The 8065-nt window shown below is 62.0% G+C and carries 9 protein-coding genes; 6 read left to right on the top strand and 3 right to left on the bottom strand.

Features of this window, described 5'->3' with window-relative positions; all coding sequences use genetic code 11:
- Positions 1–213 precede the first annotated feature (213 nt).
- Positions 214–924 (bottom strand): monofunctional biosynthetic peptidoglycan transglycosylase, encoded by a 711-nt coding sequence (mtgA, locus tag GE543_RS19745; protein ID WP_153222194.1) that lies wholly within the window; start codon positions 922–924, stop codon positions 214–216.
- Between the two features lie 78 nt (positions 925–1002).
- On the opposite strand from mtgA, the gene GE543_RS19740 reads away from it, so the two are divergent.
- The 4 genes from GE543_RS19740 to trmB all read left to right on the top strand — a co-directional run bounded on the left by GE543_RS19740 (position 1003) and on the right by trmB (position 3289).
- Positions 1003–1383, top strand: a complete 381-nt coding sequence (locus GE543_RS19740) for a DUF423 domain-containing protein (protein ID WP_003372515.1) — start codon at positions 1003–1005, stop codon at positions 1381–1383.
- A gap of 114 nt (positions 1384–1497) precedes the next feature.
- The gene (gene thiS, locus GE543_RS19735; RefSeq protein ID WP_003341343.1) at positions 1498–1698 is read left to right on the top strand and encodes a sulfur carrier protein ThiS; all 201 of its coding nucleotides are present in this window, start codon (positions 1498–1500) and stop codon (positions 1696–1698) included.
- A 51-nt stretch (positions 1699–1749) separates the two neighbouring features.
- On the top strand, positions 1750–2544 hold the full coding sequence (locus GE543_RS19730) for a thiazole synthase (RefSeq protein ID WP_003304387.1): 795 nt from the start codon (positions 1750–1752) through the stop codon (positions 2542–2544).
- Positions 2545–2641: 97 nt separating this feature from the next.
- Positions 2642–3289 carry a tRNA (guanosine(46)-N7)-methyltransferase TrmB gene (trmB, locus tag GE543_RS19725; protein WP_218571925.1) on the top strand — a complete coding sequence of 216 codons (648 nt, stop codon included), beginning with the start codon at positions 2642–2644 and terminating at the stop codon, positions 3287–3289.
- Between the two features lie 41 nt (positions 3290–3330).
- Here the strand turns inward: trmB and GE543_RS19720 are convergent, their stop codons facing one another.
- A complete protein-coding gene (locus tag GE543_RS19720; RefSeq protein WP_153222192.1) occupies positions 3331–4389 on the bottom strand; it encodes a haloacid dehalogenase-like hydrolase in 1059 nt (352 codons plus the stop codon).
- A gap of 190 nt (positions 4390–4579) precedes the next feature.
- Entirely contained in the window at positions 4580–5092 is a 513-nt protein-coding gene (locus GE543_RS19715; RefSeq protein WP_024961236.1) for a dihydrofolate reductase, read from the bottom strand.
- Positions 5093–5201: 109 nt separating this feature from the next.
- Here GE543_RS19715 and GE543_RS19710 point away from each other — a divergent pair, with 109 nt between their 5' ends.
- Both GE543_RS19710 and GE543_RS19705 read left to right on the top strand, forming a co-directional pair.
- Positions 5202–6581: a DUF2868 domain-containing protein gene (locus GE543_RS19710; RefSeq protein ID WP_371927203.1), complete on the top strand. Its 1380-nt coding sequence runs from the start codon at positions 5202–5204 to the stop codon at positions 6579–6581.
- Complete coding sequence (locus tag GE543_RS19705; RefSeq protein WP_153222190.1) at positions 6574–7962, top strand: GTPase/DUF3482 domain-containing protein; 1389 nt, start codon at positions 6574–6576, stop codon at positions 7960–7962. Before GE543_RS19710 ends, GE543_RS19705 begins: the two co-directional genes overlap by 8 nt.
- Positions 7963–8065: the final 103 nt, after the last annotated feature.

Raw genomic sequence — 8065 nt, 5'->3', positions numbered from 1 at the left:
GACACGTGGCCTTCGCGTACATGTTCGCTCCCACAAAAGCCATCCGGCTCCCATGCCCACACGTAGGAGCGAACTTGTTCGCGAAAGGGCCCGTACAGTCGCAGAAGATTTGGCGTTGAAAACAATGCCTTCGCGAACAAGTTCGCTGCTACAAAGGCCCGTTCTCATGCCCGAACGTAGGTAGAGAGAGGCCATTGAAACCGAGCGCAAACATCACCAGCGACGGCTGCTGTTCAGCCCCTGCAAATACTCATCCCCACCCAGCTGACGCATCTGCTGACGAATCCAGCCTGCGCGGCGAGAGACGTAGCTGCTCGGGTGGCTGGCGCTCCACTGGCGCGGGTTGGGCAGTACGGCGGCGAGGTAGCTGGCCTGCTGGGCGGAAAGCGCGCTGGCGTTGGTGCGGAAGTGGTGTTGCGCCGCAGCCTGGGCGCCGAATACGCCTTCGTCCCACTCGACACTGTTGAGGTACACCTCGAGGATGCGCTCCTTGGACCAGAGCAGCTCGATCAGCAGGGTGAACCAGGCTTCCAGCCCCTTGCGCAGGTAGCTGCGGCCGGACCACAGGAACAGGTTTTTCGACACCTGCTGGCTGAGCGTGCTGGCCCCGCGTATCGAGCCGCCACGCTCGTTATGCAGAATGGCCGCTTGAATCGCGTCGACGTCGAAACCCCAGTGCTCGGCGAATTTCTGGTCTTCGCCGGCAATGACTGCGATTTTCAGGTTGTCGGAGATTTTGCCCAACGGTTCCCAGTCGCGTTGCAGGTCGATAGGCTCGCCGTCGAACCAGGATTCTACCTTGCGCTCGACCATCAGCGCGGTGCCCGGTGGCGGTACCCAGCGCAGAACCAGAACCACGAGAACACTGCCTGCGGCGAACCAAAGCAGGGCTTTGAAGAGGCGACGAAGAATAGACTGCAGCATAGAGATGGCTTGGCCGAACCCGTTGAGCGGGCCATTATACAGACCGTGCGCCTTCCGACGATTTTTCTGGAGTTCCTGATGCTTCGTAGCTTTTTGATGCTGGCCGCCTTCTTCGGCTTCACCGGTGTGGCTTTGGGCGCATTTGCCGCCCACGGCCTCAAGGAACGCCTGAGTGCCGAGTACCTGGCGGTGTTCCACACGGGTGTGCTTTATCAACTGATTCACGCGCTGGCCCTGCTCGGCGTGGCGATCCTGGCAACGCACATCCCCGGACGCCTGATCACCTGGGCCGGATTCTCCTTCGCGGTCGGTATTCTGCTGTTTTCCGGCAGCCTCTACGCCTTGACCCTTACCGGGTTCAGCAAGCTGGGCATCATCACGCCGTTCGGTGGTCTGGCATTTCTGTTCGGCTGGTCGATGCTGGGTCTGGCGGCGTGGAGGCTGGGTTCGCCTCCTTGAATGTCTGCTCCTCGCAAAGCAGGCGCGCTTGAGACGAATGGCGTGGCTTTGCCTTGGTCATACCGGCTGATCGGGCTAGAATGCTGGCCCCCCAAAAATGATGGCTGCTCTCGCATGCACATTCAGTTGAACGGCGAACCCCATGAATTGCCCGATGGCGAAACCGTCGCGGCATTGCTGACCCGTCTGGACCTTGCAGGGCGCCGGGTCGCGGTGGAACTGAACCTGGATATCGTGCCGCGCAGTCAGCATGCGACGACCGTCCTGAGCGAGGGCGATCAGGTCGAAGTGGTTCATGCCATTGGCGGTGGCTAGTTCGCAATCCGCACTGCGCCCAACCCAATCTGCACGTTATGAGGATTTCCGATGAGCAATGTTCGCAGCGACAAGCCCTTCGTCCTGGCCGGTCGGACTTTCGAGTCGCGCCTGCTGGTAGGCACCGGCAAGTACATCGATATGGAACAGACCCGTCTGGCCATCGAAGCCTCGGGCGCCGAGATCGTGACCGTTGCCGTGCGCCGCACCAACCTGGGCCAGAACCCCGGCGAGCCGAACCTACTGGACGTGCTGCCGCCTGATCGCTACACCATATTGCCGAACACCGCTGGCTGCTTCGATGCGACCGAGGCCGTACGCACCTGCCGCCTGTCCCGCGAATTGCTCGACGGGCGCAATCTGGTCAAGCTCGAAGTGCTGGCCGATCAGAAGACCCTGTTTCCGAATGTGATCGAAACCCTCAAGGCCGCCGAGATCCTGGTCAAGGACGGCTTCGACGTGATGGTCTACACCAGCGATGACCCGATCATCGCCCGCCAGCTGGCCGAAATCGGCTGTATCGCGATCATGCCGCTGGCCGGCCTGATCGGCAGCGGTCTGGGCATCTGCAACCCGTACAACCTGCAGATCATTCTTGAAGAAACCAAAGTGCCGGTGCTGGTCGATGCCGGTGTCGGTACCGCCTCCGATGCCACCATCGCGATGGAACTGGGCTGTGAAGCCGTATTGATGAACTCGGCCATCGCCCACGCCCAGCAGCCGGTAATGATGGCTGAAGCCATGAAGCACGCCGTAATTGCCGGCCGTCTGGCCTACCTCGCCGGGCGCATGCCACGAAAACTCTATGCCAGCGCGTCTTCGCCGCTGGATGGCCTGATCAAGTAAGAGCCCGTTGATGACTGATTCGCACGTTCCGCACCCAGAGTCGCCTGCTGTCGAAGAAGGCGAAGAGCGCCCACACCGCCGCATCAAGAGTTTCGTGATGCGAGCTGGCCGTATGACCGAAGGTCAGCAGCGCGGCCTCGATCAAGGCCTTCCGTTGTACGGCCTGTCGCTGACCGACACGTCGGTGGATTTCGATCAGGTGTTCGGTCGCGTTGCGCCGCGCACGCTGGAAATCGGCTTCGGCATGGGCCACTCGCTGCTGGAAATGGCCGCTGCGGCTCCCGAGCACGACTTCATCGGTGTCGAGGTGCACTCTCCAGGCGTAGGCGCGCTGCTCAATGGCGTACTCACCCAGGGGCTGACCAATGTGCGCGTCTACGATTGCGACGCCATCGAAGTGCTGAACCGCTGCGTGGCGGACAACAGCCTGGATCGTCTGATGCTGTTCTTCCCGGACCCGTGGCACAAGAGTCGTCACCACAAGCGCCGCATCGTGCAGCCTGAATTCGCCGCACTGGTGCGCAGCAAACTGAAGGTCGGCGGGGTGTTCCACATGGCCACCGATTGGGGCCCTTACGCGGAATACATGCTGGAAGTGATGAGCGTTGCGCCCGGTTATCGCAACCAGGCCGAAGACAACCAGTACGTCCCGCGCCCTGCGGAACGGCCGATCACCAAGTTCGAGCGCCGTGGCGAGAAGCTCGGGCACGGCGTCTGGGATCTGAAGTTCGAGAAAGTCGACTGATTGTGCTTGCGGGTTGCTGACAACCCGCAATGTCGTGTCGCTTACTGAATCTCGTCCGGCTTGACGATCACCCAGTTCTTGTCCGCCGTGACCGGCAGCTTCTCCTTGGCCTGAGCTTCGGCATTGTCCTTGATCATGCCGTTCAGCTGGGTCATGTACTTGTCCTTGCGGTTGATCCACAAGTGCACGCCGCCCTTGCTCACATCGACGCTGTGAAACAGCATGTAGCCGTCGCTGGTCGGGGTGTCGCCGCCGACCAGGACCGGTTTTTTCCACTGATCGATGTAAGTCAGAATGGCCGCCTGCTTGCCCGCCATCCAGGTTGCCGGCGTCCACAGGTATGGCGTCAGCTCCAGGCCCATGTTGCTTTTCGGATCGTATTTGCCCGCCGTGATCTGCTTGCGTGCGGTGGTCAGTTCGCCTGTCTTGCGGTCCTTGAGCAGCGTGCTCACGCCGATCACATTCTGCGGTTTGACGTTGTAGCCGTACTTCGGATCGGCAGCGACCATACGCACCAGCTCTTCGGACGCGGCGGTCATCACATACACCTCGATGCCGTTTTCCATCAGCTTGTTGTACAGCTCGGTCTGCCCGGTAAATACCCGCGGCGGCTCGACATTGAGCTGCTTGACGGTGTCGCCTTCGTAGTAGGTCGCAGGGATCGGCTTTTTCAGGGCCATCAGCTCATCGACGTAGCCCTTGAGCTCCTGAAGCGTAAAGCCGGAAAACACCTGCGCGACCCACGGATAGCAGACCATGTCGTCTATTTCGCAAAGACGATAGTAGTAGCTGAACAGGCTTTCCTTGTGCTCGGCGGTGTCTTTGAAGGGGATCAGCTTCAGCGAGGGATCGAGTGTTTCGCGGGTGATCAGACCTTTGTTTTCCATGTACGGCAGCAGCGACTCTTCGAGGTCGAAGCGGTAGCTGGTGTTGTCCATGTCGAAGACGGCGTAATTGCCCTTGTTGGCATTCGCCGCAATCATCGCGTCGAGCGCCTTGGCGGCAGGCTCGGGCCAATGCTTCAGTTCGGTGGCTGCGATAGCCTGGCTGGCAAGCCCGAAGCAGACGGCCGCGGCCAACAGTTTTGGCACGAGTTTCATAGGCGATTTCCCCTTGTCGAAAAAACGAAGGGGCAGACCGTAACAAATTATTGTGAAGGCAAAAGTACGTCAGCGACCCGAAAAAGGCCAAATGACGCCGTTTGCCCCTTTATTTGCGACAGTGAAACCAAAAACGACACTTTTGTTGCAGTTTTTCGTCAGCGGCCGCAATTGTGCCGAAAATTGCTGATCAGACGCGTTCCCACACTTCGAAGTTGTAAGCCGGTTTGTCATCGACGGCGGCGTTTTCGGTGTTGGATACCAGCGCCCACTGCGCCGTATTGAATTCCGGAAACCACGCGTCGCCGTCAGGGCTCAGCGCCACGCGAGTCAGGTACAGGCGATCTGCCTGAGGGAGGCCTTGAGCGTAAAGCTGCGCGCCGCCGATCAGCATCACCTCGTCGACACCCTGTTCCTGCGCCCACTGCTCGGCCCGCACGACGGCGGCGTCCAGCGAAGCGAAGACTTCTGCGCCTTCAAGCTGCAGGTCGGTCTGGCGGCTGACCACCAGATTGAGGCGGCCGGGCAGCGGGCGGCCCAACGAATCCCAGGTCTTGCGACCCATGATGATCGGCTTGCCGAGCGTCGTTGCCTTGAAATATTTGAAATCCCCCGGCAAATGCCAGGGCATGGAATTGTCGACGCCAATCACTCGGTTTTCACCGAGGGCGGCAATCAGGCTGAGGGGCAGATGAGTTTTCATGTCGCGAGGATATCAGAGGTCGCAGGGCAGGCGAATGAACTGACATGTGCCGTGCTCAGTCCCATGACTGCGGTTATGCTCACCGCTGAATTCAATCAAGAGACACTGTGTGACTGCACTGACCCCCCTCGATACCCTCTGGCTGACCGAAGCCGTGCGCCTGCGTGAACAGCAGGCTGGCGTGCTGGATGATCAGGAAGCCAATCGCCGTGCCCGCGCTGCCGGAGGCGACCTGACGGCGCGCATCACCCACCGCGCCTTGGGCCTGGCGCAGCGCGACGGCATGCTTGGCGCACTGCACCACTGGAAGCAGGGCGCGCGGTTGGCGTTGATTGCGCTGGCGGTGCTCTCGGTCATCAGTGGCGCGGGCCTGGCGTTCGCCGCAATGGGCGACGGGCAGGCACCGGTCAATGTGTTCTGGGCGCTGGGCAGCCTGCTGGGGCTGAACCTTGTGCTGTTGCTGACCTGGGCGCTGGGCCTGATCTTCGCCGGGCGCAGTAATAGCGGGCTGGGTCGAGTGTGGTTGTGGCTGAGTGAAAAGCTCGCCCGTGATGCCCAGGCCGCGCAGCTCGCCCCCGCGCTGGTGTTGCTGCTGCAACGCCAGCGCCTGAATCGCTGGGCGCTGGGGCTGGTGGTTCACAGCCTGTGGCTGCTGGCGTTACTCACTGCGCTGCTGTTGCTGTTGATGCTGATGGCGACCCGACGTTACGGGTTTGTCTGGGAAACCACCATTCTGAGCAGCGACACGTTCGTCAGCCTAACCCAGACGCTCAGTACGATCCCGGCGTGGCTGGGGTTCAGCGTGCCGGACGAAACCATGATTCGTGCCAGCGGCAATGGCGCGATGAGTATCGAGAACGCGCGTCAGGCCTGGGCGGCGTGGCTGGTCGGTGTGCTGCTGGTGTACGGCATCGTGCCGCGGCTGTTGCTGGCCGGGTTCTGCCTGTGGCGCTGGAAGCAGGGCAGGGCGGCGCTGCGCCTCGATCTGGATTTACCCGAATACCTTGAATTGCGTGAGCGCCTGATGCCCAGCAGCGAGCGTCTGGGTGTCAACGACGCCGAGCCTGCTGCGCTGCATCAGGTGCAGTCCGGCCTGGGGGCCGTTGAAAGCAACGGCGCGCTGCTGGTGGCCATCGAACTGGATGATCAGCAAGTCTGGCCGCCAGCGCTGCCGTCGGGTGTTGCCGATGCAGGCATTCTCGACAGCCGTGAGTCGCGCCACAAACTGCTGGAGCAACTGAGCCAGTATCCGCCTGCGCGCATGGTGATCGCCTGCGACCCGCGCCGCTCACCGGACCGTGGCAGTCTGGCGTTGATCGCCGAACTGGCACGCTGCGCCGGGGCAGCGCGCATCTGGCTGCTGCCCGCGCCTGCCGGGCAGGGGCTTGACCCTGAGCGCCTCGGCGACTGGCACGTCGCGCTGGATCAATTGCAGTTGCCGCACGCCGACAGTGCGCCTTTGAACTGGCTGGAGACAGGCCATGACTGAAGCAGACAGCACTCGTGCGATCAGGCTGGCGGTGGTCGGTCATACCAACGTCGGCAAGACCTCGCTGCTGCGTACCCTGACGGGTGATGTCAGTTTCGGCGAAGTGTCCCATCGTCCCAGCACGACTCGCCATGTCGAGGGCGCACGTCTTTCTGTGGACGGCGAGGCATTGGTCGAGCTGTACGACACGCCTGGCCTGGAAGACGCTATCGCGCTGCTCGATTATCTGGAGCGTCTGGACCGTCCCGGCGAGCGTCTGGACGGACCGGCGCGACTGGCGCGCTTTCTGGAGGGCAGCGAGGCACGCCAGCGTTTTGAGCAGGAGGCCAAGGTCATGCGCCAGTTGCTCGACTCGGACGCGGGTCTTTATGTGATTGATGCGCGTGAGCCGGTGCTGGCCAAATACCGTGACGAGCTGGCGGTATTGGCGAGTTGTGGCAAGCCACTGCTGCCGGTGCTGAATTTCGTCAGTGCGCAGCAGCACCGCGAGCCTGAGTGGCGCGAAGCGCTTTCACGGTTGGGCCTGCATGCGCTGGTGCGTTTCGACAGCGTGGCGCCCCCGGAAGACGGCGGCCGTCGTCTGTATGAAAGCCTGGCACTGTTGCTGGAAAGCGCGCGGCCGCGGCTCGAGCGGCTGATTGACGATCAGGAAAAACAGCGCACAGCCAAACGCCACAGCGCTGCTCGCCTGATCGCCGAACTGTTGATTGATTGCGCAGCTTGCCGACGCAGTGTCGAAACCACCGCCGACCAGGAGCAGCAGGCGGTGGAAGCGCTGCGCAAGGCGGTTCGGCAGCGCGAGCAGCAGTGCGTCGAGGCGCTGCTCAAGCTGTATGCGTTTCGCAAGGATGATGTATCCAGCAGCGATTTGCCGTTGATGGATGGCCGTTGGGGCGATGACCTGTTCAACCCGGAAACCCTGAAGTTGATGGGCGTGCGCGTTGGCGGTGGTGTAGCGGCTGGCGCAGCGGCCGGGGCAGGGGTCGACCTGATGGTTGGCGGTGTGACGCTGGGTGCGGCGGCGCTGGTCGGGGCGATCGCCGGTGGTGCGTTATCCACAGCGCGCAGCTACGGGGGCCGGTTGCTCGGCAAGTTCAAGGGGCGCAGAGAGCTGACCGTCGACGATGCGGTACTGCGCCTGCTCGCCCTGCGTCAGCGCCACTTGCTGCTGGCGCTGGGTGTCAGGGGCCACGCTGCCCTGCACAGCATCGAACTGACCACGCCGCAGGACAAGACCTGGCGCAAAGGCAAAATCCCCGAACCCCTGTCACGCGCACGCGCCCACCCGCAGTGGTCGACACTCAACCCGCAGCCCAAACCGAATCAGGCTGAGCGGCAGGAAGCGATTGATGAGCTGGCGGATGTGGTTTTGCAGGATTGAACTGTTACGGCGCTGAGGACCGGACGCAGAGCGTCCAGAACGGCATGCGACGCGGAGCGTCGCACGATAGTTGAGGTCATTGTTCCTCATTCTCCAGCGTGGG

It is taken from the genome of Pseudomonas sp. SZ57 (assembly GCF_009495975.1).
GTDB lineage: Bacteria > Pseudomonadota > Gammaproteobacteria > Pseudomonadales > Pseudomonadaceae > Aquipseudomonas > Aquipseudomonas syringae.
This window is presented reverse-complemented; position numbering and strand designations above follow the sequence as displayed.